The organism is Leucobacter chromiireducens (genome assembly GCF_003917135.1).
Lineage (GTDB): Bacteria > Actinomycetota > Actinomycetes > Actinomycetales > Microbacteriaceae > Leucobacter > Leucobacter chromiireducens_A.
The window spans coordinates 71,901-96,948 of sequence record NZ_RPDI01000004.1; the positions used below are offsets into that span (position 1 = coordinate 71,901).

The 25,048-nt window shown below is 70.8% G+C and carries 19 protein-coding genes and 1 pseudogene; 10 read left to right on the forward strand and 10 right to left on the reverse strand.

The annotated features are described in order from the left end of the window. The first annotated feature begins 183 nt into the window (after positions 1-183). Together EGM46_RS03115 and EGM46_RS03120 are read left to right on the forward strand one after the other, a co-directional pair. Positions 184-6,777, forward strand: a complete 6,594-nt coding sequence (locus EGM46_RS03115) for a CshA/CshB family fibrillar adhesin-related protein (protein WP_125098713.1) — start codon at positions 184-186, stop codon at positions 6,775-6,777. Positions 6,778-6,786: 9 nt separating this feature from the next. Beyond that, on the forward strand, positions 6,787-7,887 hold the full coding sequence (locus EGM46_RS03120) for a GNAT family N-acetyltransferase (RefSeq protein ID WP_125098714.1): 1,101 nt from the start codon (positions 6,787-6,789) through the stop codon (positions 7,885-7,887). An 88-nt stretch (positions 7,888-7,975) separates the two neighbouring features. Here the strand turns inward: EGM46_RS03120 and purQ are convergent, their stop codons facing one another. The 3 genes from purQ to EGM46_RS03135 all read right to left on the reverse strand — a co-directional run bounded on the left by purQ (position 7,976) and on the right by EGM46_RS03135 (position 9,955). Then, positions 7,976-8,680 carry a phosphoribosylformylglycinamidine synthase subunit PurQ gene (gene purQ, locus EGM46_RS03125; RefSeq protein ID WP_125098715.1) on the reverse strand — a complete coding sequence of 235 codons (705 nt, stop codon included), beginning with the start codon at positions 8,678-8,680 and terminating at the stop codon, positions 7,976-7,978. After that, positions 8,680-8,949, reverse strand: coding sequence for a phosphoribosylformylglycinamidine synthase subunit PurS (purS, locus tag EGM46_RS03130; RefSeq protein ID WP_125098716.1), 270 nt, complete (start codon positions 8,947-8,949; stop codon positions 8,680-8,682). The genes purQ and purS overlap by 1 nt, the downstream gene beginning before the upstream one ends. Positions 8,950-9,064: 115 nt before the next feature. Then, on the reverse strand, positions 9,065-9,955 hold the full coding sequence (locus tag EGM46_RS03135) for a phosphoribosylaminoimidazolesuccinocarboxamide synthase (RefSeq protein WP_241156150.1): 891 nt from the start codon (positions 9,953-9,955) through the stop codon (positions 9,065-9,067). Between the two features lie 203 nt (positions 9,956-10,158). Here EGM46_RS03135 and EGM46_RS03140 point away from each other — a divergent pair, with 203 nt between their 5' ends. Next, complete coding sequence (locus tag EGM46_RS03140) at positions 10,159-11,040, forward strand: SRPBCC family protein (protein WP_125098717.1); 882 nt, start codon at positions 10,159-10,161, stop codon at positions 11,038-11,040. 43 nt (positions 11,041-11,083) lie between these two features. Further along, the gene (locus EGM46_RS03145; protein WP_125098718.1) at positions 11,084-11,311 is read left to right on the forward strand and encodes a hypothetical protein; all 228 of its coding nucleotides are present in this window, start codon (positions 11,084-11,086) and stop codon (positions 11,309-11,311) included. A 32-nt stretch (positions 11,312-11,343) separates the two neighbouring features. On the opposite strand, the gene purD is transcribed toward EGM46_RS03145, so the two are convergent. After that, a complete protein-coding gene (gene purD / locus EGM46_RS03150; RefSeq protein ID WP_125098719.1) occupies positions 11,344-12,597 on the reverse strand; it encodes a phosphoribosylamine--glycine ligase in 1,254 nt (417 codons plus the stop codon). A gap of 69 nt (positions 12,598-12,666) precedes the next feature. On the opposite strand from purD, the gene EGM46_RS03155 reads away from it, so the two are divergent. From EGM46_RS03155 to EGM46_RS03170, 4 genes are read left to right on the forward strand one after another with little or no spacing between them, the layout of a single operon-like run. After that, on the forward strand, positions 12,667-13,032 hold the full coding sequence (locus tag EGM46_RS03155) for a sterol carrier family protein (RefSeq protein ID WP_125098720.1): 366 nt from the start codon (positions 12,667-12,669) through the stop codon (positions 13,030-13,032). Between the two features lie 35 nt (positions 13,033-13,067). Then, on the forward strand, positions 13,068-13,493 hold the full coding sequence (locus EGM46_RS03160; protein ID WP_125098721.1) for a hypothetical protein: 426 nt from the start codon (positions 13,068-13,070) through the stop codon (positions 13,491-13,493). 31 nt (positions 13,494-13,524) lie between these two features. Next, positions 13,525-13,731 (forward strand): twin-arginine translocase TatA/TatE family subunit, encoded by a 207-nt coding sequence (tatA, locus tag EGM46_RS03165; protein ID WP_125098722.1) that lies wholly within the window; start codon positions 13,525-13,527, stop codon positions 13,729-13,731. Positions 13,732-13,772: 41 nt separating this feature from the next. After that, positions 13,773-14,009, forward strand: coding sequence for a twin-arginine translocase TatA/TatE family subunit (locus tag EGM46_RS03170; RefSeq protein ID WP_431194063.1), 237 nt, complete (start codon positions 13,773-13,775; stop codon positions 14,007-14,009). A 92-nt stretch (positions 14,010-14,101) separates the two neighbouring features. Here EGM46_RS03170 and purF read toward each other — a convergent pair whose 3' ends face one another. After that, positions 14,102-15,562 (reverse strand): amidophosphoribosyltransferase, encoded by a 1,461-nt coding sequence (gene purF, locus EGM46_RS03175; RefSeq protein ID WP_125098724.1) that lies wholly within the window; start codon positions 15,560-15,562, stop codon positions 14,102-14,104. Between the two features lie 100 nt (positions 15,563-15,662). Here purF and purM point away from each other — a divergent pair, with 100 nt between their 5' ends. Continuing rightward, on the forward strand, positions 15,663-16,772 hold the full coding sequence (gene purM / locus EGM46_RS03180; protein ID WP_125098725.1) for a phosphoribosylformylglycinamidine cyclo-ligase: 1,110 nt from the start codon (positions 15,663-15,665) through the stop codon (positions 16,770-16,772). A gap of 202 nt (positions 16,773-16,974) precedes the next feature. Here the strand turns inward: purM and ispD are convergent. After that, positions 16,975-18,212: pseudogene (gene ispD, locus EGM46_RS15175) on the reverse strand (2-C-methyl-D-erythritol 4-phosphate cytidylyltransferase). Between the two features lie 76 nt (positions 18,213-18,288). Next, positions 18,289-18,774, reverse strand: coding sequence for a CarD family transcriptional regulator (locus EGM46_RS03200; RefSeq protein ID WP_025134787.1), 486 nt, complete (start codon positions 18,772-18,774; stop codon positions 18,289-18,291). 169 nt (positions 18,775-18,943) lie between these two features. Between EGM46_RS03200 and EGM46_RS03205 the strand changes: the two genes are divergently transcribed. Next, positions 18,944-19,480, forward strand: a complete 537-nt coding sequence (locus EGM46_RS03205; protein ID WP_125098728.1) for a DNA modification methylase — start codon at positions 18,944-18,946, stop codon at positions 19,478-19,480. A gap of 73 nt (positions 19,481-19,553) precedes the next feature. Here the strand turns inward: EGM46_RS03205 and EGM46_RS03210 are convergent, their stop codons facing one another. From EGM46_RS03210 to EGM46_RS03220, 3 genes are all read right to left on the reverse strand, one after another. Further along, on the reverse strand, positions 19,554-21,308 hold the full coding sequence (locus tag EGM46_RS03210) for a bifunctional 3'-5' exonuclease/DNA polymerase (RefSeq protein WP_164512798.1): 1,755 nt from the start codon (positions 21,306-21,308) through the stop codon (positions 19,554-19,556). A gap of 89 nt (positions 21,309-21,397) precedes the next feature. Then, positions 21,398-22,813 (reverse strand): mechanosensitive ion channel domain-containing protein, encoded by a 1,416-nt coding sequence (locus tag EGM46_RS03215; RefSeq protein ID WP_125098729.1) that lies wholly within the window; start codon positions 22,811-22,813, stop codon positions 21,398-21,400. A gap of 1 nt (position 22,814) precedes the next feature. Further along, positions 22,815-24,980, reverse strand: a complete 2,166-nt coding sequence (locus EGM46_RS03220; protein WP_125098730.1) for an adenylate/guanylate cyclase domain-containing protein — start codon at positions 24,978-24,980, stop codon at positions 22,815-22,817. Between the last annotated feature and the right edge of the window lie 68 nt (positions 24,981-25,048).

Sequence of the window (25,048 nt, forward strand, 5' to 3'; positions counted from 1 at the left end):
GCGAACCCTCCTCGCTCAGTGGCGATCGTGCGAAGCGCCGCTGGCGGCGCCGCACAGGTTCCGCGTGGGAATCGAGAAAGCTCTACTCGGATCTCTCCTCACTGCGTAGCATGAGTGGTACTAGGTTGGGTGAGTTTTGGGGTGAGGGGACGCGGCTGCCGTGTCCCCGAGAAGGGGCGAACCATGGCGTTCGGACATATTGCACGGACGAATCGGCTGGCCCGGTTCCAAAGATCGGGTGCTTTCATTGCCGCAATCGCGGTCGTTGCGGGCGCGATCGTCGCGCTTCCGGGGATCAGTGGGGAAGCTCCGGCCCAGGCCGACTTCGCGGAAGGCGGCACCGGTGAGCATCGCAGCTCGATCGACTGGTTCACATTCCCAGCAGCGGAGCAGCCGATTGCAGATGGACAGAGGTATACGAACGAGCGTCAGATCGGCGCGGACAAAATAGTATCCACCTGCACGATCTCAGGTGTGTCCGGCGAGATCAGCACGTACCGCTCGGGATCCTTTGCTGGTGATGGATTGTCACGCCTCTACTACCAGGGCGGCCCCGGCACCCTCAACACGATGGTGACTGGCATCACGAACACGCAGTTCGGCGGTGCCGCCTCGTTCGACTTCGACTGCTCGGCGAGCTACGTGACTGCAGACGGAACCACGACGCCAATTCCGTTGCAGGGGCTCGTCGTCGCTGACGCTGAGTCGAGCAGCAGCCAGACAGGTGAGTGGCTGCAGGTCGATCCGCGGCCGCTGAACACCCCGGTGAATTGGCGGATCATCGACCGCGCGCGAAACGCGGACTGCACGGAGACAACCCTCGCCAATCCAACTCCGCAGGGCGGAATTCGCTTTGACCCGCAGGGGTACGAGTGCATCGGTTGGACGAGCGAGGGATACGGTCCGATGGCCGTTGGCTTCATGGAGGGGGCCACGGCTGCGCACGTGTCCATGCAGGGCGGCGGGCACAGCGCCGTGGCGCTCGGCATGGTGATGAGTGTCGATTTCGGTGATGCACCCGAGTCGTTCGGGGCGGCTGGTGCGATCTTCCAGCCTGAATGGCAGGGCACGATCATTCCTGGGACGGGCGCTACTGATGTGTTCTCCGATGCTTTCGAGCTCAGTGTTCCGGGGGAGTCCCCGCTGACGCTCGGCACACACGTGGACGCGGAGACCGAGCACCTCCACAGCTGGGACGCGCTGCTCGACGACGAGACGGACTCACCGAGCGACGAGGACGCGATCCCGCTCGATCAGCTGCCACGCGCGGAGGAGGGCCACCGCTTCAACAACGGCGATCCGCTCACGGTAGCGTGCCGGGCGAACGGCACCACCGGCTTCGTCGCCGGCTGGCTGGACTGGAACCGCGACGGATCGTTCGACCCGGACACCGAGCGCTCGGAGATCGCCGAGTGCGCGGGCGGCACGGCCACGCTGAGCTGGCCGCAGCTTGCGGAGCTCGGCCCGGCCGAGGGCGCGTACGGGCCGGTGGTGTACCTCCGGCTGCGGATCGCGGCGAGCGAGGACGGGCTGAACCCGACCGGCGTGCTCGTGCCGACGGGCGTGGGATCCGCCGGCGAGGTGGAGGACTACGCGCTCGGGGTGCCGCTCATCACCGCGGTGAAGGAGTCGGACCCGCTCTCGGGCGCCCCTGTCGTGCACGGCACTGAGATCACCTACACCCTCACGTTCCACAACACCGGCCAGGTGCCCGGCCAGATCGTCTACGACGATTTCATCGGCGGCGTGCTCGACAAGGCGGAGTTCGTGCCTGGCTCGATCTCGATCACCTCTCCCGACGGCGACATCGGGGACGTCGCCGCGACGGAACCGGCCGGCAGCCCGGCGAGGATCTCCCTCAGTGGGGAGATGGCGCCAGGCAAGATCATCAACGTCTCGTACACCGTGCGTGTGACGAGCGAGACCGCCGGCGATGTGCTGCAGAACTTCCTGATCCACGTTGACGACAACGGAGACCCGCTCGAGGAGATCCCGGAGACCTGCCTCGAATCGAACCCGCGCTGCACCACGCACGAGGTGCTCGGCTCCGACCTCCAGGTGCGCAAGTCCTCCCTGCCGGGCGACGGCCAGGCCGTGAGCCCCGGGCAGCTCGTGACGTACCGACTCGACTTCCAGAACTGGGGCGCCGCCGAGGCCACCGTCGACCACGTCGACCACCTGGCCGAGGTGCTGCGCTACGGCACCTTCCTCCCGGACTCGCTGCGGATCGTCGGCGCGTCGGACCCGGCCGACCCCGGCAACCCGGAGGCGCACACGATCGCCGCGACGTTCGACGAGGCGGCGAGCACCCTGAGCGTCACGGGTACGCTGCGCGGCAACGCCGCCGGCCGCGTCGAGTATGTGGTGCGCGTCGACGACCCCGTAGTGCCAGAGGGCGAGACGGCCCCGGTGCTGACGAACTTTGTTGTGGCAGGCGACGAGGAACCGCCGACGGTCTGTGCCACTGATCCGGAGCCAGGGTCCGAGCTCTGCACCGAGCACCCCGTGAAGCTCCCAGACCTGCAGATTGCGAAGAGCGCCGACCCGGAGAGCGGCACGCTCGTATCCGCTGGCGATGTGCTCACGTACTCGCTGACCTTCGACAACTCGGCGGGCGCGGCCGCCGCGACCGTGGCGCACGATGACGATCTGTCCGGCGTGCTCGACGACGCGACGTTCGGGGAGGTGACCGATGACGGCGGGCTCGACGTCGCGGGCCCGGCCTCTGGCAAGCTCACGATCACCGGCCTCGTGCCGGCTGGCGCGACCAGGACGGTCACGTACACCGTGACGGTGAACGACCCTGCCGACCGCGGCGACGACGTGCTGAGCAACTTCCTGCTGGAGGAGGGGGCGACCCCGCCGGGCGAGTGCCTCCCCGAGGACCCCTGCACCACGCACCCGGCTGGGGATCCCAATCTGGTGCTTGCGAAGTCCGCGGACCCCGCGAGCGGCGAGCCCGTCGTCGCCGGGCAGACCGTGAGCTACTCCCTCAGCTTTGACAACACCGCTGGCACCGCGCCGGCCCCGCTCGATCACACCGACGACCTGTCCGACGTGCTCGACGACGCGACGTTCGTGGCCGGCTCGCTCACGGCGAGCGCTGGCGTCACCGCCACCGGCCCGGACGGCTCGGGGAAGATCAGCGTCACCGGCGCGGTCGCCGCGGGCGAGACCGCCACCGTGAGCTACCAGGTCACCGTGAACGACCCGGTCGCCGACGGCGCGGAGCTCGCGAACTTCCTCTTCGCCGGCGACGAGGCGCCGGAGACCTGCGTGCCGGGCGATCCCTGCACGGTGCACCCGGGCACGAAGCCCGATCTGCAGGTGACGAAGCAGGCGAACCCCGAGACGGGTACGGAGGTGTTCGAGGACGACGAGCTCACGTACACGCTGCAGTTCGAGAACACCGGCAGCGCGCCGGCCGACGTCGCGTACACCGACAATCTCAGCGGCGTGCTCGATGACGCCGAGCTGATCCAGGATCCGATGGTCGCCCCGGCCGGGGCACTTACCGGTGCGATCGTCGACGGCGAACTCGCGATCACGGGGACGCTGGCGCCCGGCGCGAGCGCGACCGTGACCTACCGGGTGCGGGTGCTCCCCGAGGCGGACCGCGGCGATCACTCGCTCGGCAACTTCCTCTTCCCGACGGGAACGGAGCCGCCGACCACCTGCGCGCCGGAGTCCGAGCTGTGCACCGAGCACCCGGCGCCGCTGCCCGACCTCGTGGTGCAGAAGCTCGTTGACGTCGGCTCGACCACGCCGGTGGAGCCGGGCGACGAGCTGCGCTACGGGCTCGAGTTCAATAACTCGAGCGGGCGCGCGCCAGCGCCGGTCTCGTACGTTGACGACCTCAGCGGCGTGCTCGACGACGCGGCGTTCGATCCGGCATCGCTTGAGGTGCCGGCCGGGCTCACCGCGGTGTACTCCGAGCCGGAGCAGACGATCACCGTCACCGGCACGGTGCCGGCCGGGCAGACGCTCACCGTGCGCTACGTCGTGACGGTGCTGGCCGACGGCGAGCGCGGCGACAACGAGCTCGTCAACTTCCTCTTCGCGGAGGGCACCGAGCCCCCGACGGTCTGCACGCCGGAGGAGCTCTGCACCACGAACCCGGTGCCGGCGCTCGAGGTGACGAAGACCGCCGACCCGGCGAGCGGTCAGCCGGTCGCGGCCGGGGATACCGTGCGCTACACGCTCACCTTCGACAACCGCGCGGGCAAGGCCCCCGCCGCGGTGGAGCACACCGACGACCTGAGCGACGTGCTCGACGACGCGACGTTCGTTGCCGACTCGCTGCAGGCCGACGCCGGACTCACCGCGGCCGGGCCGAGCGCCGGGCTGATCACCATCACCGGCACCGTGCCGGCCGGCGAGCGGCTGACGGTCAGCTATGAGGCCACCGTGAAGGATGACGGCGAGCGCGGCAACAACTCGCTCGCGAACTTCCTGTTCGCCGGTGACGAGAAGCCCGAGGTGTGCGAGCCAGGCGAACCGTGCACCGTGCACCCGGTGCCGAACCTCACGGTGCGCAAGGGCGTCGACCCCGAGTCGGGCACGACCGTGTCGGCGGGGGACACCCTGCGATACACCCTCACGTTCGACAATTCGGCCGGCACCGCGCCGGCCACCGTCGACCACCGTGACGATCTGCGCGGCGTGCTCGATGACGCCGCGTTCGTCGCCGGCTCGCTGGAGGCCGACGCCGGGCTCACCGCGACCGGCCCGAGCGGCGATGCGCTGCAGATCAGCGGCACCGTGCCGGCGGGGGAGACCCTGACCGTGCGCTACCGGGTCGAGGTGCTCCCTGACGGGGAGCGCGGCGACAACGTGCTGGCGAACTTCCTGCTGGCGCCAGGCGTGACCGAGCCGCCGATCACCTGCGAGGAGGGCGACGAGGCGTGCACCACGAACCCGGTGCCCGAGGTCTCCTACGTGAAGGAGGTCACCGCGTCGGATGACCCGATCGTGGCGGGCGAGTCGACGCTCAGCTACACCGTGACGATCACGAACACGGGCGCCGCCACCGGCGACGTCGCGCGCACCGACGACCTCAGCGACGTGCTCGACGACGCGACCGTGGTGAGCCAGCCGGCCTCCGACACGCCGTCGGTGACGGTCACGGAGATCGCCGACGAGGCGTTCACGATCGGCGGCACGCTCGCCGCTGGGGCGACCGCGAAGGTCACCTACACGGTGCGCGTGAAGGAGGCGGCCGCGCAGGGCAACAGCCAGGCCGCCAACTTCCTCCTGCCGCCCGGCGTCACCGAGCCGCCCGAGGTGTGCGAGCCGGGCGACCCCGAGTGCACGGAGACCCCGCTGCCAGCGATCCGGCCGGCGAAGTCCGCCGTCACCGAGAGCGGCGAGAGCTGGGTGCGCGCCGGCGAGGCGATCACCTACACGCTCACGTTCACGAACGACGGCGCGGCAGCCGGCCCCGTTGCCTACTGGGATGGGCTGCACGACGTGCTCACCTCCGCCGACTTCGAGGGCGAGATCACGGTGAACCAGGACGCGGGGTCGAGCGTCGCGGCGGTGTTCAACGCCGCCGATGAACGCATCGACGTGAGCGGCGTGCTCGCCGCTCGTCAGACCGCGACCGTCGTGTACACCATGCGGATGCACGCGGATCTGCCGCACGGCGCGCGGGTGACGAACTACCTCGTCGGGGAGGGCGAGTCGCTCGAGCTGCCCGGCTGCTTCCCGGACGACGACGTGATCTGCACCGACCACCCCGCCGTGATGCCCGGCCTCGACGTCTCGAAGTCCGCCGACCCCGCCTCGGGAACCGAGGTGCGCGAGGGTGACGAGGTCACGTACACGCTGTCGTTCGACGCGTGGGGCCCGGACCGCGCGGCCGTGCAGCACCGCGACATCCTGAACGATGTGGTGGACGACGCCGAGCTGATCACGCAGCCGGTCGTCGCGATCGACGGCGATGGGACGCTGAAGGCGGTCCTCGCGCGCGGCGCGAACGGCGAGGCCAGGATCGACGTGCGCGGCTCGCTCGCCGCTGGCACACACGCTACGGTGAGCTACACCGTGCGCGTGCTGCCCGACCGGGAGCGGCCGGCCGCACCGGCGGCCGAGGGCACGACGCCGCACCAGCTCGGCAACGTCGTGATCGGGGCCGGTGAGGAGCCGCCGCTCGTCTGCGAGCCGGCAGCCCCCAACTGCACGGTGCACCCGGTCGAGACGAAGCCGGACATCGAGGTGACGAAGCAGGTCGACCCGGAGAGCGGCACCGCGGTGGCCGCCGGCGAGCAGCTGAGCTACACGCTCGGCTTCGAGAACTTCGGCACCGCGGCGGGCGCGGTCGACTTCGAGGACCGCCTCGCCGGGGTGCTCGACGACGCGGCGCTCATCTCCGGCCCCACCGTGAGCGGGGCGGGGCTCACCGCGACGCTCGACGGCGACGTGCTGCGGATCGCGGGCGAGCTCGCGCCGAAGCAGCGCGCCACCGTGAGCTACACGGTCGAGGTGCTGCCCAGCGCGGCCGACGGCGAGGGCGTGCTCCTCAACTTCGTGGTGAAGCCAGGCGATCCGACGCCGGAGGTGTGCGATCCCGCGCAGCTGCCGTGCACGGCGAACCCGGTGATCCCCGAGGATCCGACGAAGCCGATCCCGAAGCCGCCGCTCGCGGAGACCGGCGGGGCGAGCACGCTGCCGTGGCTGCTCGGCGGGGCCGGACTGCTCGGGGCCGGAGCCCTGCTCGTGACGCTCGCCCTCGCGCGGCGCGCACGGCGCGGGGGAGCGATCGCCACGCAGGAGTAAAATACTCGGGTGCCTGAGACAGAGCTGACGCCCGAACACCACACGAACGCCGCCCCCGCGGCCCCCGACTTCGTGATCCGAGGGATCGCGGAGGGGGAGTACCCCGCGGAGGCGGCGCTCGTGCACGCGGCGTACGCGGAGAGCACCTACGGCGCGCAGCTCGCGGACGACGCCGAGTGGCTGGCGCTCGAGCGGGACACGGCTGGCCGCGACGCCGACGGCCGGATCCTCGTCGCCGCGCGCGGTGACGAGCTGATCGGCGCGGTCTCCGTGCTGCGCGGCGGCACCCGCTACGCGAAGCTCGCGGCGGCGGGCGAGGTGGAGCTGCGCCTCGTGGTCGTCGCGCCCAGCGCGCGCGGCGCGGGCGTTGGCGAGGCGCTCGTGCGTGCCGGCATCGAGGAGGCCATGCGCTGGGGCGCGCGCGAGGTGCGCCTCGACACCGGCGTGCAGAACCCCGCGGCGCGGCTCTACGCGCGCATCGGCTTCGCGCGCACGCCCGAGCTCGATCACCAGCTCGACGGCGCGAACTACGGCGCTTCGCTGAGCTTCAGCTACCCGCTGCAGGAGCGGCCCGACGTGCGCGTGCGCGAGATTCGTGACGCGGAGATCGCGGCGGTGAGCGAGCTCGTGCTCGCAGCGTACCGCGACGACTACGAGGGGCTGCCAGGCGAGTACCTCGCCGAGATCGCCGACGTCGCAGCGCGCGCGGCCGAGCACCGCGTGTGGGTGGCGGAGGACACCGCGACGGGCACGCTGCTCGCCACGATCACCACCCCGCGCCCCGGCGAGGTGCTCAGCGACGTCGCGCGCCCCGGCGAGATGGATCTCAGGCTGCTCGGCGTGAGCGGCGCGGCCCGCGGGCGCGGCATCGGCTCACTCATGATGCGCCACGGGCTGCGGCTCGGCCGCGTCCGAGCGGTCGACCAGGTGGTACTGAACACGAGCACGGAGATGGTCGCCGCCTACGAGATGTACGACCGGATGGGCTTCGCGCGCCTACTGGATCGCGAGCACGAGATCGTGCGCGCCGACGGGACGAGCTTCCGCCTGCTCGCGTACGGCATCGATCCCGCGCTGGCCTCGCTTACTCGGACGCCGCGCGCGGCCTGATCCTCCCCAACAAAATGCCGCCAGTTTGATCCGGTATGAATGCTGGATCCGGATCAAACTGGCGGCAGTTTTGGTGTGGGGCGTGTGCCTAGACGCGCGCGGTGAGCGCCTGGATCGCGGCCTCGAAGAAGCGCAGCCCATCAGTGCCGGATCGCATCGCGTCGGGCATATCCGGGCCGAACCCGGCCTCGACCGCGTGCTCGGGGTGCGGCATGAGGCCGACCACGTTGCCGCGCTCGTTGCTGAGGCCGGCGATGTTGTTCAGCGAGCCGTTGGGGTTCACCTCGGCGTAGCGGAACGCGATGAGGCCCTCGCCCTCGAGCCGCCGCAGCGTCTCGTCGTTGGCGATGTAGCCTCCGTCACCGTTCTTGAGCGGGATCACGATTTCCTCGTTCTGCGCGAAGAGGTGCGTCCAGGCGGTGTCGATGTTCTCGACCACGAGGCGCTGATCGCGGCGGATGAACTGCTGGTGCGCGTTGCGGATCAGACCGCCAGGCAGCAGCTTCGCCTCGACGAGCACCTGGAAACCGTTGCAGATGCCGAGCACGGGCATCCCGCGGTTCGCCGCAGCGACGACCTCGGTCATGATGGGGGCGATCGCGGCGATCGCGCCGGCGCGCAGGTAGTCGCCGTAGCTGAAACCGCCTGGCAGCACGATCGCGTCGACGCCCTGCAGATCGTGGTCAGCGTGCCACAGCGCGACAGGCTCGGCGCCGGCGATGCGGATCGCGCGCTGCGCGTCACGATCGTCGAGTGAGCCGGGGAACGTGACGACGCCGATACGGGTCGCCATTACCGGGCCTCGCCGACCGGCTCGCCGTCGACCGAGATCGCGACGACGTCCTCGATCACCGAGTTCGAGAGGATCTCGTCGGCGACCTGACGGACCTCGGCGAGCACCTCTGCGGTGACCTCGCCGGCGACGGTGAACTCGAAGCGCTTGCCGATGCGCACGTTCTCGAACTTGCCGTGGCCCAGGCGATCCAGCGCGCCGGTAGTGGCCTTGCCCTGCGGATCGAGCAGCTCGGCCTTGGGCATGACATCAACAACAATCGTGGGCACTGGCGACTCCGGTTTCGCGATTCGACGGTCGGTGGGTGATGCGGCACGCGTCTACGGGCCACTCCCTGGCACCAGTCTACCTGGCGCGCGGCGCGTCGAGTGTCGGGCGTCGGGGCTAGCCCGTGATGCGGTCGAAGAGCTCCTGATAGCGTGCGCGGGTCTGCGACACGATCTCCGCGGGCAGCGCAGGCGGGGTGCCCGTGCGATCCCAGTTCGCGGCGAGCCAGTTGCGCACGATCTGCTTGTCGAAGGAGGCGAGGCGATCCCCCGCGGCGAGCGCGGGATCCTCGTACGTCGCCGCGTCCCAGTAGCGCGACGAGTCGCTCGTGAGCACCTCGTCGGCGAGCACGAGCTCCCCGGTCTCGGGATCGCGGCCAAACTCAAACTTGGTGTCGGCGAGGACCACGCCGCGTGCCGCTGCGAGCTCGCGAGCGCGCGTGAAGATCGCGAGCGAGGCGTCGCGCAGCGCCGTCGCCGCGTCCTCGCCCACCAGCTCGACGCTGCGCTCGAACGTGATGTTCTCGTCGTGCTCGCCGAGCGGCGCCTTGTACGCCGGCGTGTAGATCGGGGCGTCGAGCAGGTCGCCGTCGGCGATCCCCGCCGGCAGCTCGATGCCGCACACCGCACCCGTCGCGACGTACTCCGCGTAGCCGGAGCCCGTGAGCGCCCCGCGCACCACGCACTCCACCGGGTACATCTCGAGGCGGCGGGTCAGCATGGCGCGGCCGGCGACCTCCGCGGGAACCTCGGGGATGCCCGGCGCGGGCGCGATCAGGTGGTTCGGGAGATCGATCTGCTCGAACCACCAGTTCGACAGCGCGGTGAGCAGTTCGCCCTTGCCCGGGATCGGGGGCTCGAGCACGTGATCGAACGCGCTCACGCGGTTGCTCGCGACGACGAGCAGCACGTTCCCCGGGCCGTCGGTGGGGACGTACAGGTCGCGCACCTTCCCCGAGTAGGTGTGGGTCCAACCGGGCAGCTGCAGGGGTGTGGGGAGTTCGGTCACGCCCCCATTCTTCCATCTCGCGCCCGCGGGGCTCGCGCGCGCGGCTGCGGGAACGGGAATGTACGCAAAATAGCTCCCGAGAACCGCGTATTTCCGCGACATTCGCGCCGGGTGCACCGCGATGTCGGGGGCGACGGTTAAGGTCATGTGTAGATGGGGAGCGTTGCTCCTGAATCCATCACCGACGAACGCGGAGGAAGACCATGATCCCACTCGGGCCGGTTGTGGCGAGAAGCCGCGTGCGGGCGGCGCGGACTGCCGCGTGGGCGTACCTGTCCGAGCCCGAGCGGCGCGCGGAGTGGTGGCCTGAGTTGCAGCTCGAACCGCACGTTGGTGGTGCGATCTCCGAGCGCTGGTCGGAGGACACCGGTGAGACGTCCGTGAGCCGCGACGCGAGCGGCACCGTCGATGTGTGGGTCGAGGGGCACGCCGTTGGCTTCCGCTGGCGCGAGGCCGGCGACGAGCGCGAGACCGCGGTGCTCGTGACGCTGCGCACCCAGGGCGAGGACACCGGCATCACCGTGACCGAGACTGGCTTCGACGCGCTCCCGGAGGCTGCGGCGCGCGCGGCGGCCTCGCAGGACGGCTGGCAGGTGCTGCTGCGTGATCTCACCACGGCGCTCGAGACCGCGGTCGCCGAGGGGCGGGTCGCTGCCCCCGCGCCGGCCGCTGAGCCGGTCGAGGGCGAGCCCGAGGCTGAAAGCGAGCCCGAGGCTGAGCCCGAGGCGGAGGGTGCTGCTGACGCGGACGCTGACGTTGAGCTGAACGACACCATCCGGGTCGAACCGCTGACTCCCGAGGTCGCAGCGCAGCTGGCCGCGGAGCACGACGCGCAGCCGGCGCACGCCGTCGACGCCGAGCACGATGGTTCAGTGGATGCCGCCGAGGCCGACGCCGTCGAGGTTACCGACACCGATGCGGTCGAGACCGCCGAGGGTGCCGACACCGAAGCGGTCGAGGCCGCCGACGCCCCGAACGTCGAGGCCGAGCGCGCCGACGACGAGGACCAGGACGAGCCAACGACCGCCGAGCTCGACTTCGACGCGCTGATCCGCGGCGACCAGCCGGATGGGCCGGCGCGCTAGCACCAGCCGCGCCAGCCGTCGCGGGGCGATCGGCGCGGCGAGCGTGACCGCGCTCGTCGGGCTCGGGGTCGCGTTCGTCTTCGTGCGCGTCATGCTCGACTGGTCAGACAGCCTGCCCTACGCCGGCGCGCGCACCGAGACCCGCTACCTGGTGCTCATCGGCGTGGCCCTCACCATCTGCGCCGCAACGGCGATCGCCGCCTGGCGCGTGGGGCGCCGCGTCGGCCGCGCCGCCCGAGAACGCGAAGAGCCGCGGGACCAGCTCAGCTGACCCCGCGGCTCCGCGAGATGCGCGACCGGGCGCTACGCCACGCGCGCCGCGATATCCGTGCGGTGCTGAGCGCCAGCTAGCGTGATCAGCCCGACCGACTCGTACGCGCGCTCGCGCGCCGCGGCAAACGTCTCCCCGCGCGCGACCACACCGAGCACGCGGCCGCCGGTGGCCACCCAGCCGCCGTCCGCGTCGCGCGCGGTCGCCGCGTGCACCAGGTGCACGCCGGGCACCGCTGCCGCCGCGTCGAGCCCGGTGATGGGGCGGCCCGTCACGACCTCGCCCGGGTATCCCTCGCTCGCCACCACAACGATCACCGCAGGCTCATCCGAGAACCGCGGCTCGGGCTGCGCGGCGAGCTGCCCGGTCGCTGCCGCGAGGAGGTACTGGCTGAGCGGGGACTCCAGGCGCGCGAGCACCACCTGCGTCTCGGGGTCACCGAAGCGCGCGTTGAACTCGATCACGCGCACCCCCTTCTCGGTGACGATCAGCCCGCAGTAGAGCAGTCCGACGAACGGGGTGCCCTCGGCCTCCAGCTGGCGCACCGTCGGCAACGCCACCGTGCGAGTGATCTCGGCGACGAAGTCGTCGGCCACCCACGGCAGCGGCGAGTAGGCGCCCATGCCGCCCGTGTTCGGGCCGGCGTCGCCGTCGAAGATGCGCTTGTAGTCCTGCGCCGGGCTGAGGGGAAGCACGTCGTGACCATCCGCGAAGAAGAACAGCGACACCTCCTGCCCGTCGAGGAACTCCTCGACGAGCACATCGCCGTGCGGTGCCCAGGTCTCGACGTGCGCGATCGCGGCGTCGCGGTCCTCGGTGACGAGCACGCCCTTGCCTGCCGCGAGGCCATCGGCCTTCACCACGTACGGGGCGCCGAACTCGTCGAGCACCGCGCCGGCCTCGGCCACCGAGGCGACCCGCGCCGCGCGCCCGGTCGGCACCTCGGCGGCGTCCATCACGCGCTTGGCGAAGGCCTTCGACCCCTCAAGCTGCGCGGCGTCCTGATCCGGCCCGAACACCGGCACCCCTGCCGCGCGCAGCGGGTTCGCCACACCGGCGACGAGCGGGGCCTCCGGCCCGATCACGACGAGGTCGAAGCCGCGCTCGGCGACGAACGCGGCAACCGCTGCCGGATCCGTGTACGCGAGCTCGGGGGTGGCCACGCCGCTCGCCGCGATCCCGGCGTTGCCGGGGGCGCAGACGACCTCGTGGTCGGCGTCCTCAGCGAGGAGCGCAAGAACGATGGCGTGTTCGCGGGCACCCGGCCCCAAGACGAGGATCTTCACGCCGATAAGCCTAGTCCCCGCGCGCGGGCAGCGCCGACGGGCCGCGACCGAAACGCTAGGCTGGCTGGCATGGCAAAGCGCAGGATCTCGGACGCAGACGGTCGCGCGGCGCTCGCCGCCGTGCGCGAGGCCGACGCACCGCGCACCGTGCAGGCGACCGCCGTGCGCTACCTGCTGGAGGAGCTCGCCGAGCGCGCCCCGGGGAACTCGGTGGAGGTGCGGGTGCCGCCGTTCGGCGCCGTGCAGTGCGTCGAGGGGCCGCGGCACACGCGCGGCACCCCGCCCAACGTCATCGAGACCGACCCGGAGACCTGGCTTGCGCTCGCAACGGGGGAGCTGGCCTGGGAGGACGCGCTCGCGGCGGCGCGCGTCGCGGTGTCTGGCACCCGCGCGAACCTCACCGGGCTGCTGCCGCTCGTGCGCGTGGCCGGTTGACCCGATCCCCAGTCGCAGCCTGAGAGAATGGACGCATGAGTACTCCCGACGCCGCGGCCCCGCAGCCGCAGCAAGATCCCGCGCAGCCTGTCGCTCCCGAAGCGCCCGAGGCCGAAGCGCCCGTGGCCGCCGAGCCCGAGGTCGCTGCAGCTGCCGAGCCCGAGATCGCCGAACCAACGGTGGTCGAGGCCTCGCGGGAGGTGACGCTGCAGCGCTCGGTGCGCTACGGCCGCGTCCTCGTCGGCACCGCCGCGCTCGGCGCGCTCATCGCGATGCTGCTCGTCCTCGTGTTCCCCATCGCCGAGAAGGCCGACTACACGCTCGGCCAGGCGATCGGGTTCATGGCGGTGATCGGCGCGGCGATCGGCCTGGGCGTTGGCGCCCTGCTGTCGCTCGTGCTCGGGGCAATCGCGCGACGTTCTCGCGGCAGCGGGGTCGCTATTCAGTCCGACGTGCGATAATCGCGTCACCACGAACGATCGGAGCATTCACATGCTGGGCAACCTCAGTGGCTGGCACATGCTGGTCATCCTCTTTGTCATCCTGCTCTTGTTTGGTGCGCCGAAGCTTCCCGGGCTCGCGAAGAGCCTCGGACAGTCGATGCGCATCCTGAAGAAGGAAGTGCGCAGCGACGACGCGGCCGCGGCCGAGACGCCTGACGATGCGGCGAAGACGCCGCGCAGCACCGACGCCTCCTAGCCGGCAGCCGCGAAAGGGACCTGGATTCTATGATCGGCAACATGGGCGGCCCAACGCTCATCATCATCCTCTTCATCGTGCTGCTCCTGTTCGGTGCGCCGAAGCTCCCCGGGCTCGCGAAGAGCCTCGGCCAGTCGATGCGCATCCTGAAGAAGGAGGTGCGGCCCGACGGTGACGCAGAGGACGCGAAGCCGAGCGCCGCAGCTGACGAGCCCGCGCCCGACGCGAAGCCAGCCGGCGAGGCGGCACCCGGGGACGAGCCGAAGCCGGGCAGCTAGATCCCGATCCCGCGTCTCGCACGCACCAGAAACGCCGCGGGCGCTGATCCCACTCGATGAGGATCAGCGCCCGCGGCGTTTTCCGTGCCGGATCAGCTCTCCTGCGTGGCCTCCACCCAGGCGAGGTACTCGGCGTCGATGTTGCCGGCAACGTACTCGCCCGTGAAGCAGCTCGCCTCGAGCTCGGTGACGGCTGACTGCCCGGCGAGGATCCCGCGGTTCATGCCCTCGACCGTCTGGTAGACGAGCGCGTCGCTGCCGAGCGCCGCGTTGATCTGCTCGTTCGTGCGGTCGTGCGCGATGAGCTCGGTGCGGGTGGGCATGTTGATGCCGTAGACGTGCGGGAACAGCACCGGGGGAGCCGCCGACGCGAACGTGACGCTCCGCGCCCCGGCAGCGCGCGCCATCTCCACGATCTCCTTCGAGGTGGTGCCGCGCACGATCGAGTCGTCGACGAGGAGCACGTTCTTGCCGGCGAACTCGACGCTCATGGCGTTCAGCTTCTGGCGCACGCTCCGCTTGCGCACCGCCTGACCGGGCATGATGAACGTGCGGCCGACGTAGTGGTTCTTGAAGAAGCCCTCGCGGTAGGGGATGTTCAGCTGCTGCGCCATCTGCATCGCGCTCGGTCGGCCCGAATCGGGGATCGGCATCACGACGTCGATGTCGCCGGTGGGGATCTCGCGGGCCACCTGCTCCGCGAGGGTCTCGCCGAGACGCAGGCGGGCGTCGTACACGGAGATCCCGCTCAGCACCGAGTCGGGGCGGGCGAGGTAGATGTACTCGAACGCGCACGGCACGAGGCGCGGGTTGCGCGCGCACTGCCGCGAGGTCATCGCCCCGTCGGGGGTGATCAGGATCGCTTCGCCGGGTGCGACGTCGCGCACGATCTCGTAGCCGCCCGACTCGAGCACGAGCGACTCCGAGGCGACGACCCACTCGTCACGGCCCGTCGCGCCCGTGCGCTTGCCGAGCACCAGCGGGCGGATCCCGAACGGATCGCGGAAGGCGAGCAGGCCGTAGCCGGCGATCAGCGCGATCGTGGCGTAGGAGCCCTCGACGCGCTCGTGGACGCGCGAGACCGCGTCGAAAATCTGATCCTCGTCGAGGGAGAGGCCGGAGATGCCGGCCTGCAGCTCGTTGGCCAGCACGTTGAGGAGCAGCTCGGTGTCCGAGTGCGTGTTCAGGTGGCGGCGATCCACGTTGTAGAGCTCGGCGGTGAGCTCACGCGTGTTCGTCAGGTTGCCGTTGTGCACGAGGATGATGCCGTAGGGGGCGCCGACGTAGAACGGCTGCGCCTCCTCCTCGCGGGCCGCGTTGCCGCGGGTGGCGTAGCGCACGTGGCCGAGGCCCACCGTGCCGGCGAGGCGGCGCATGTCGCGGGTGCGGTACGCCTCACGCACCTGCCCCTTCGCCTTCACCATGTGGAAGAAGTCGCCCTCAAGCGTCGCGATCCCGGTCGAGTCCTGGCCGCGGTGCTGCAGCAGGGTCAGGCTGTCGTAGATCTGCTGGTTGACGGGTTCGGACGAGACGATACCGACGATGCCGCACATGCGTTGTGGTGCTCCCTGAGAACTGGGTGGTGCGCCAGACCGGCGCCCGACTAGTCTCCCACACCCTGGGCGGCGCTGCAGGCACGGTAGACTCACTGCTGTGAGCGAAAACGCGTCGATCTATGCCCAGTCCGGAGTGGATACCGCGGCGGGTGACCTTGCCGTCGAACTGATGAAGTCTGCGGTGACCCGCACGCACGGCCCCGAGGTGCTCGGAGGCGTCGGCGGCTTCGCCGGCATGTTCGACGCGAGCGCCCTCACCGGGTACACGCGGCCGCTGCTCGCCTCGTCGACCGACGGTGTCGGCACGAAGGTCGCGATCGCGCAGGCGATGGACAAGCACGACACCATCGGCCAGGACCTCGTCGCGATGGTCGTCGACGACATCGTCGTCGTTGGCGCGAAGCCCCTGTTCATGACCGACTACATCGCGTGCGGCAAGCTCGTTCCCGAGCGCATCGCCGACATCGTGCGCGGCATCGCCGAGGCCTGCTCTGCGACGGGCACCGCGCTCGTCGGTGGCGAGACCGCCGAGCACCCCGGCCTGCTCGGCCCGGACGACTACGACGTCGCCGGCGCGGCAACCGGCGTGGTTGAGGCCGACAAGATGCTGCAGCCCTCGCGCGTGCAGGACGGCGACGTGGTGCTCGCGATGGCGGCCTCCGGCCTGCACTCGAACGGCTTCTCGCTCGTGCGCCACATCCTCGCGGAGCGCGGGATCGGGTACCACGACCACAGCGCGGAGCTCGGCGCGAGCTACGGCGAGGCGCTCCTCACGCCCACCGCGCTCTACACCGGGCCGCTGCTGCGCGTGCTGGAGGATCCCGCGCTCGACGGGGCGATCCACATGCTGAGCCACGTCACGGGTGGCGGCATCGCGGCGAACCTCGCGCGCGTGCTGCCACAGGGCACCTGGGTCGAGGTGGATCGCGCCACGTGGTCCCCGCTTCCCGTGTTCCGCCACCTCGCCGAGCTCGGCGGGCACTCGCTCGAGTCGCTCGAGGGCGCCTGGAACCTCGGCGTCGGGATGTTCGCGGTGGTGGCGGCTGATCAGGCGCCGCAGGTGGCCGCCGCGCTCACCGCCGAGGGGCTCGACACCTGGGTGGCCGGCACCGTCTCGAGCGCTGCGCGCGACTTCGCCGGCTTCGAGCAGGGCGCGAAGGGCGTCGACGGCGGCGCGGTGCGCCTCGTCGGCGGCTACGCGGCGTAGGGCCCGGGGGCTCCGGGGGCTCCGGTTCCGGGTGCTCCGGTCCCGGGAGCTCCGCCTCCGGTCGCTCCGCCTCCGGTCGCTCCGCCCCTTCCTGCCGCCCGGCCCTCCGCTTCACCGGATTGCTTCGAGTCTGATCCGGTACGGTGCGCCTGAACCGGATCAAACTCGCACTAAATGGCTGGAGGCTGGGCGAGAACGGGGCTCAGGGGCGCTCGCGCCGCTCGATCAGCGCCGTCGCAATCGCCGCGAGGCCCTCGCCGCGGCCCGTGAAGCCCAGCCGATCGGTGGTGGTCGCCGACAGCGACACCGGGGCGCCGACCAGCTCGCTCATGACGCGCTGCGCCTCCTCCCGGCGCGCGGCGAACCGCGGCCGGTTGCCGACGATCTGCACACTCACGTTCACCGGCGCGAAGCCGGACGCCGCGAGCCGCTCGAGCGCGAGCCGCACGAAGCCGGTGCTCGCGGCGCCCTCGGTTCCCGGCTCGTCGACGCCGACCAGGCCGCCGATGTCCCCGAGGCCGGCGGCCGACAGCAGTGCGTCGACCACCGCGTGGCACACCGCGTCGCCGTCGCTGTGCCCGGACAGCCCCGGCTCGCCCGGCCACTCCAGACCGGCCAGCCAGAGCGGCGCTGAGCTGTCGTAGGCGTGCACATCGAAGCCGTTGCCGACCCGGATCATGCGTCCGCCCCGAGGCCGAGCGCGTTCGCGGTGAGGAAGTAGTCGAGGATCGGGAGGTCTTCCTGGGTGGTGAGCTTGTGCGCGCGCAGCTCGCCGGGGACCGTGCGCACCTGCCCGCCGAAGCGCTGTACGACTTCGGCGTCGTCGGTGGGCAGCGCGTCGCCCGCGCCGTCCGGGCGGGCCGAGTGCGCGGCAGCGAGCAGCTCGCGGGGGAACCCCTGCGGGGTCTGCACAGCGACCAGGGGCGCGCGGTCGACGGTGTCGTGTACCACCCCGTCGCTGCCGACGCGCTTGAGCGTGTCGGCGACGGGCAGCGCTGGCACCACGGAGTCGCCGGTGCGCGCAACCTCGGCGGCGACGCGCTCGAACAGTTCGGCGCTCGCGAAGGGGCGCGCGGCGTCGTGCACGAGCACCGTCTCAACGCTGCTCGGCAGGGCCTCCAGGCCGAAGCGCACGGACTCGTGGCGCTCGCGGCCGCCGGCCACCACGGAGACGCTCCACTCGGAGTCGCGCGGCAGGATCGTGTCAACGAGTTCGAGCGTTTGCGGTGCGCGCGCCTCGGGGATCACGAGCACGAGGTGTCCCGCGTGCGGGAGCGAGGTGACGACGCTGATGCCGAACTCGATCAGGGTGCGCCCGCGCAGCTCCACAAACGCTTTCGGGATCTCGGCGCCGAGCCGGCGGCCGGCGCCGGCACCCACCAGGATCACCCCGAGCGTGGGGAGTCGGTGTGTCGCAGAGTCAGAGTGATGCGCGCTCATAGTCCCAGCGTACCCGTGGCGAAAACACAACGCCCCGCAGCGAGTGCGGGGCGTTGTGTTCCGGCGTTGCCGATGCTCAGGAAGCGAGCACCTCATCGAGGACGGCGCCAGCCTTTTCCTCATCAGTCTTCTCCGCGAGTGCGAGCTCCGACACGAGGATCTGCCGCGCCTTCGCGAGCATGCGCTTCTCTCCCGCGGAGAGCGAGCGAACCTCCTGATCTCGACGCCACAGGTCGCGCACGACCTCGGACACCTTGATCACGTCACCGGATGCGAGCTTCTCAAGGTTGGCCTTGTAGCGGCGGGACCAGTTCGTCGGCTCCTCGGTGAAGGGGGCGCGAAGCACCTCAAACACGCGCTCCAGGCCTTCCTTGTCGATCACGTCGCGAACGCCGACGAGATCGCAGTTCTCGGCGGGAACCTCAATGGTGAGATCGCCCTGGTTGACCTGCAGCTTCAGGAAAAGCTTTTCCTCGCCGCCCAGCTTGCGCTTCTTCACCTCGATGATCTTGGCTGCGCCGTGGTGGGGGTAGACGACGGTCTCTCCGACCTCAAATTGCATCGAGTGGCTCCTTTACAGTCCAACCACTAGGATACCACACCTCACACCTCCGGGGTTAGGCTTGCCTAAGCTGCAGCCCCAGCGCGGGGGCGGGTATGATGAGAGTTGACTGTGTGCGCCGGTACAGTGGAGCACACGCACAGATTCGCCCACGGCTCGGAGGACCACCTTGAAGATTCGGATTGCCTCGTCTATTGCGATCGCGGCGGCCCTCGCCCTGGGCGCGACCGGATGCAGCCTGATCGCCCCGCAGGGAACGCTCAAGCCCTACGCTCCGAGCGACGGCGTCGACGTCAACGTCGAGGGTGTCGATGTGCGCAACATCATGCTGATCGCTGACGAGAGCGGCGAGAACTTCAACGTGGTCTTCGGTGCCGTGAACCTCACGGGCGCTGAGCAGGAGCTCGCGGTGACGTTCATGAACGAGGGCACGCAGCAGGCGCGCGCCGAGTTCACCGTGCCGACCGGCAACACGCTCTTCGGCAACCCGGCGGGCGAGGAAGCCCCGGTGCTCGTGACGCTCCCCGGGGTGACCCCCGGCCAGACGGTCGACGCGTACTTCCAGCAGGCTGGCTCCGCCGAGGTTGAGCACCAGGTGCCCGTGCTCGACGGCACGCTCGCTGAGTACCGCGACTACGTGCTCCCCGCAGACTTCGCGCAGGAGGCCGTGGCCACCGAGGACGACGCGGAGGCCGCAGGCAACTAGCCGCAGCGCCCGCGCCGAACGCCCCCGAGGAGTGATCCTCGGGGGCGTTCGTGCGTTCCCCCGCGCACTGCCGCTACTTCGCGGAAGCGCGGGTGACGATGGCGAGGTCGAGTGGGAAGTCGATGGGGGCGCCGGGGAAGAGGAGGCGCGCCGCATCGTCGGCGGCCGCACGCACCGCACCGGCCGCGCGCTCGGCCTGCTCGTGCGGGGCATGCACGATGACCTCGTCGTGGAGGAAGAACACCAGGTGCGCGCGGCGTGCGAAGAGCGGCCCCGATGCCGGCGCCTGCGGGGCGTCCGTGATCTCGGGCAGCTCGGCCAGGCGACCGCGGAGGCTCGCGAGCCAGGTGAGCGCCCACTCGGCCGCGGTGCCCTGCACCACGAAGTTGCGGGTGAAGCGGCCGAACTCGTGGGCCGAGCGCCGCGCGTGCGCCTCGTCCGCGCCGGTGGCGCCAGGCAGGCTCGCGCGCGCCTGCGTGTCGAACCACTCGGGTTCCGGCCGCGGGGAGGTGCGCCCGAGGCGCGTGCTCACGCTGCCGCCGCGCTCCCCGGTGGCCGCGGCCTGGTCGACGAGGGCCATCGCGGTGGGGTAGCTGCGGCGAAGGCGCGGCGCGAGCCTGCCGGACTCGCCGGTGGTCGCCCCGTACATGGCGCCGAGCATGGCGAACTTCGCCTCCTCGCGCGTAGCAACGGCGCCGGACTGCACCACGCCGGTGTAGAGGTCGGTGCCGCGCGCGGCAGCGGCAAGCGCGTGATCCCCGGCGTGCGCCGCGAGGACGCGCGGCTCCAGCTGCGACACGTCGGCGGTGATGAGTCGCCAGCCGGGATCGGCGCGGAGCGCGGGGCGGAGCTGCCTGGGGATCTGGAGGGCACCGCCGCCGCTCGACGCCCAGCGCCCGGTCGGCACGCCGCCTGGCACGTACACCGGCCGGTACCTCCCGTCGCGCACCCACTCGTCGAGCCACGCCCAGCCGTTTGCCGAGAGGAGGCGCGCGAGCTTCTTGTAGTGCAACAGCGGCGCGATCGCCGGGTGCTCGTGCTCCATCAGCTCCCACTGCGAGGTGGATGCGACGTCGATGCCGGCTCGGCGGAGCGCGCGGACGAGCTTCGGCGGGGAATCGAGGCTGGCGCTCGGGTCGCCGAGCGCCAGGCGCACCGCTTCGGCGAGTTCGAGCATGCGCGCCGGTTTCACGTGGAGCGGTGGCCGCGGGCCCAGCTGCGCTTCGAGGATGCGCTCGTGCTCCAAGGTGTCCCAGGGGAGGCCGGCGTCGCTCATCTCGGCCGCGATGAGGGCGCCGGCCGACTCGGCGGCGAGCAGCATGCGCAGGCCACCGTCCGCCGCGCTGGCATCACGCTGCCGAAGCCACTCGGCCCGCGCGGCCTCCCAGTCGTGCGGCACCGCGGTCGCGGAGGGCGGCGGTGTCGCGGCGAGATCGAACAGGGTGGGCACCGCCGGATCGGTGGCAGGCGCCTCCGGCGGCACGAACGGCACGTCCCACGCGGTCGCCGCGCGCAGCGGTGCGGGATCAGGGACGCGCTCCGATCTCGCCAGGATCGCGTGGCAGAGCCGGAGGTCGTGGCAGCGCGCAACGCGCACGCCCGCCGCGAGGAGCCGCGGGTACCAGTGCGCCGTGTCACTCCACACCCAGCGAACCGTGCCTGCGGCCTCGCGCTCGGCGACGAAACCGGGGAGCTCTGCCTGGCTGAGCTCTACCTGCTCACCCGCGCCATCGAGCGGGAGCGCGGTGATCTCCGCTGCTGCGGACTCGCCGAGCACCCACGCCGTCGCCGCGCGCTGGGGCACGGGAGGAACTGGCTGCGTGGTCACGCGATCAGGCTATCGGCAGCCACCGACACGAGCGCCCGGCGCTCCGCGGTCCCGGTGCCGGCGGCTCCCCGCCGGCACCGGGACGCCGACTATGCCCTCCCGGCGGAGAGCCGCAGCGTCGCGGCCGCCTCTGCCGCGAGCTTGCGCTTGAGTTCGAGCGACTCGCCAATCTCCGTCGCGAGCCGCGGCCGATTCGCGATCAGCTCGTCGAGCGTCGCGATCGGGATCCTGAGCAGGGTGAGGATCTCGCCGGCCACCGCGACGGACTGCGAGGGCTCGCGCGTGAGCGCGGTGAGGCCGAGCAGGTCCCCCGCCGTCGCTGCGGTGAACTCGAGCCGGCCACCCTCCGCTTCGAGCGCGATCGAGGCGCGCCCCGAGATCACGATGTACACGGCATCGGGGATGGCCCCGGTGGGGAGCACCACCTCGCCGACGCCGTAGCGCACGAGACGCGCGGTGGCGAGGAGCAGCGCGCGGCCCTCCTCGCGGAGGTGCAGCGTTGGGGCGACCGCCTCGACGGCCGCCTCGAGCCGCTCTGGCTCGGCGATCGGATCGGTCGAATCGCCGTCGAGGGCGAAGCCGCGCCGGCGTGCCGCGTACCAGAGCCAGGACAGGTACAGCGTTTGCGCGCGCTGCGCGTCCGCAGGCCCGTCGACGGGGATCGTGACCTCGAACGCGCCGTTGCCGCCGTACTCGACGGCGACCGGCTCGTCCTGCCGCCGCTGGGGGAGCCCGTTCGCCACGTCGCGGAGCAGCGCGATCACCTCGTGCGGCGGATCGTCGGTGGTGAACTTCACCGCGGTCGTTGCCGCGTACGGCCCGTCGGGCTCGCTGAGGTTCGTGAACGACGCGCCGGACAGCGTGGAGTTCGGCACGATCTGGATCCCGGATCCGGTATCAATGTGCACCGCGCGCCAGTTCACCTCGACGACGCGCCCGCGCACGCTGCCGGTGTCGAGCCAGTCGCCGATCTTGAACGGCTGCTCGAACAAGAGCAGCAGGCCCGAGATGACCCCGCCGACCGCGTTCTGGAGCGCGAGGCCGATCACGATGGAGGTGACGCCGAGCGCGGCGAAGAGCCCGCCAACATCCGCCTTCCACACCCAGGAGAAGAGGATCGCGAGGCCCACCACCACGAGCGCGAGCCGACCGATCTCAATGAAGATCGACGGGATGCGCTCGCGCCAGGACCCCTGCCTCGCGTTGGCGAAGAGCGCAGCGTTGAACGAGGAGAGCACCAGCAGGATCACGAGGAACCCGAAGACCGTCGCGGCGATCCTCACCCAGACGAGATCCGCTGGGGATCGCATCGCGAAGCCGAGCAGCGCGAACACCGCGCCCGCGGGGATCACCCAGTTGCGCAGCAACCGCATCGGCCCAGCGAGCGGGTGATTTCGGCGCGACAGCGCCGTGATGAGCTCGGTGAGGCCGACGAGCACCACCGGCACGATCACAGCGAGCGCGATGACCCACCAGGTCCAGGCCTGGCTGAAGAGCTCGGCCATGCTAGGCGACCTTCCAGACGGTCTCGGTCTTGCCGTGCGACTCGACGGTGCCGGCCTCCGTGAACTCGAAGATCTCCTGCGTGCGCTCGTACACCGTCTGGCTGACGTAGACACCGGGATCCCCCGTGACCGAGCGCACGCGGTACGCGAGGCTCACCGCGTCGCCCCAGAGGTCGTAGGCGAGCGAGGTGCGCGCGACGAGACCGCTCGTCACCGTTCCCGTGTCGACACCGGCGCGCACCGAGATGCTCGACCGGTTCTGCGCGTTGAACCGCTCGACGACGGTGAGCAGCGAGCGGGCGAACTCGACGCTGCGGCGCACGTTGTCCACGCGTGGGACCACGAGGCCGGAGGAGACGAGGTAGCCGCCGCGGAGCGTGCGCACCTTCTCGACTCCCGCCTTCTCAGCTGCCTCGTCGAACCCTCGCATCAGCGCGTTCAGCTGGCTGACCTCCTCCTCGGGGCTGAGGCCGCGCGCGTACTCGTCGAAGCCGACGAGCTCGGCGAACACCACGGAGACCTTCTCGTGCGCCTCCGAGATCGTCTCGTCGCCCTGCTTGTAGCGCGCCGCAACGCTCTCGGGCATGAGCGTGTGGAGCAGCTTCTCGTTCTCGACGCGCTGCTCCTCGAGGAGGTCCTGCTTGAGGCGCAGGCTCGACGCCATGTCGTTGAACGCGCTGCCCAGCCCGCCGAACTCGTCGCGTGAGTGCTCGGGGACGCGCACGTCGAGGTCGCCCTCGGCGATGCGGTGCGTCGCGTCGACGAGGCGACGGATCGGCCGGGTGAACACCTGCGCGAGGACCAGCGACAGCAGCGAGACGGCGACCATGATGCCCAGGAGCGAGAGCAGCACGTTGCGCGTGAACGTCGACACCGGCGCGAACGCTTCGTCGGTGTCGATGCGCGCGACGATCATCCAGTCCACGTCCTCGATCTCGAGCGGCGCGTACGCGGTGATGCTCTCGCCACCGATGTAGTCGCGGCCGACGATCGCGCCCGATTCCCCGGCCTTCGAGGACTCGACGGCCTGCGTGTTCACCCGCTGCAGCATGGTGGTGCCGCCGACATCGACGATGCGCTGGGCGGTCTCCGGCGAGTTGCCGCCGTTGATCGCGCGCTGCGCGTAGGTGTCCGGATCCTCGATCAGCCGGCGCGAGTTGCTGCGCATCAGCCCGTCGCGGCCGACGAGATACACCTCGCCGGTCTTCCCGAGCCCCTGCTCGGCCCAGAGCTCATCGCCGGTCATCACATCGTTGATGCGGTCGATCGACACCTGGAATGCGATCGCGCCGGTGATCCCGCTGTCGTTGCCGACGGGGGACACGACCCACAGCGCCGGAACGTTGAGCGATGGGATCCAGCGTTCGAAGTCGGTCATCATGACCGTGTTGACGCTGTTCGTCGCGATGGCGGCCTGATACTCATCGGTGAGCGCCGACTCACGGTACGGGCCGGTGTTGATGTTGGTGCCGAGCTCCGTCCCCTTGAACGCGGAGAACACCACGTCACCGTCGAGGTTGAGCAGCAGCGCGTCCTCATACCCCGCCTGATCGATGAGGCGCGTGAAGTAGTCGCCGTAGCGCTCCGCCGTCGCGGAGTACCGGGTGCCGTCGCCGGTGTCGTTGGTGCGCAGCAGCGTGTCGTAGTCGGCGTCGAAGTCGGTGTTCTTCACCGTGTACTGCAGCTGCAGATACTTGCCAGCGGTCGATTCGGGGATGAACGCGCTGTCGCCGTACGACTGGTCGGCGCGCGCCTCCAGCTGCGGAATGAACGCGTCGGCGTAGTACGCGGCGAGCCGCTCGTCGGCGGCCTCGTCGATCGTGACGGAGCTCGCGAGGTCGTCGAAGGCGGCGTTCATCTCGCGCGACAGCGTCTGCGCGCTGAGGTTGCGCGACTGCAGTGACGCGTCGAGCCGGAACGCCCGCACGGCATTCTCGATCTCGGTGGCGCGCATCGAACGGATCGTGGTGAGCTGGTCGACCGCCGCGCTGTGCAGCGATTGCCTGCCGTTCACGAAGCCGATCGCCCCAACGACGATGGAGGAGATCAGGCTCACGCCCAGCAGCATGACGAGCAGTTTCGATTGAATGCTCAGCCCGCCCAGTCTGCGGCGCGGTCTCCTTCCGGTGGTCTCGGTGTTCGTACTGACGGCACCCGCGTCGCTCATGCATCCCCCAAGAAAACGGTGAGCCTCGACTGCTCACCCGCACCACAGCTTATGGGCGCTGGGCGGAG